The organism is Methylobacterium haplocladii (assembly GCF_007992175.1).
Taxonomy (GTDB): domain Bacteria; phylum Pseudomonadota; class Alphaproteobacteria; order Rhizobiales; family Beijerinckiaceae; genus Methylobacterium; species Methylobacterium haplocladii.
On record NZ_BJZT01000088.1, the window covers coordinates 1 to 998 of the forward strand.

Genomic DNA, 998 nt, shown 5'->3' on the forward strand with positions numbered 1-998 from the left:
CGAGCTGCGTGCGGTGGCGGATGCGGTGCGCGCGGAGATGATCGACGCCGTGTCGGTGACCGGGGGGCATCTCGGATCCGGGCTCGGGGTGGTCGAGCTGACGGTGGCGCTGCACCACGTCTTCGACACGCCCTCCGACCGCATCGTCTGGGACGTCGGCCATCAGGCCTATCCGCACAAGATCCTCACCGGGCGGCGCGACCGCATCCGGACGCTGCGCCAGGGCGGGGGCCTGTCGGGCTTCACCAAGCGCTCGGAGAGCGAGTACGACCCCTTCGGCGCGGCGCATTCCTCGACCTCGATCTCGGCCGCGCTCGGCATGGCGGTGGGCCGCGATCTCGAGGAGGCCGATCTCAAGGCGCGCGGCGAAACCCCGAAGAAGCGCCGCAACATGATCGCGGTGATCGGCGACGGCTCGATGTCGGCGGGCATGGCGTACGAGGCCATGAACAATGCCGGCGCGCTGCACTCGCGCCTGATCGTGATCCTCAACGACAACGACATGTCGATCGCACCCCCGGTGGGGGCGATGTCGGCCTACCTCGCGCGGCTGGCCTCGGGCGACACCTATCGCTCGATCCGCGAGACGGCCAAGCAGCTCGGCAAGCTGCTGCCGAAGCGGCTCTACGAGCGCGCGGTGCAGGCCGAGGAATACGCCCGCTCGCTGGTGGTGGGCGGCGGCACGATGTTCGAGGAGATGGGCTTCCACTATGTCGGCCCGGTCGACGGGCACAACCTCGACCACCTGCTGCCGGTGCTGAAGAACGTGCGCGACGCGAGCGAGGGCCCGATCCTGCTCCACGTGGTGACGCAGAAGGGCAAGGGCTACGGCCCGGCCGAGGCCTCCGCCGACCGCTACCACGGCGTGGTGAAGTTCGACGTGATCTCGGGCGTGCAGGCCAAGGCCAAGCCCAACGCTCCGGCCTATACCCGCGTGTTCGGCGAGAGCCTGATCAAGGCGGCGGATGCCGATCCGAAGGTGGTGGCGATCACCGCGG

1 protein-coding gene is annotated in these 998 nt (G+C 69.5%); it reads left to right on the plus strand.

Annotated features, from left to right (window positions below):
• Positions 1-998, plus strand: a 998-nt coding sequence (locus MHA02_RS21850) for a 1-deoxy-D-xylulose-5-phosphate synthase N-terminal domain-containing protein (RefSeq protein WP_280178019.1), incomplete at both ends; no start/stop codon positions are given.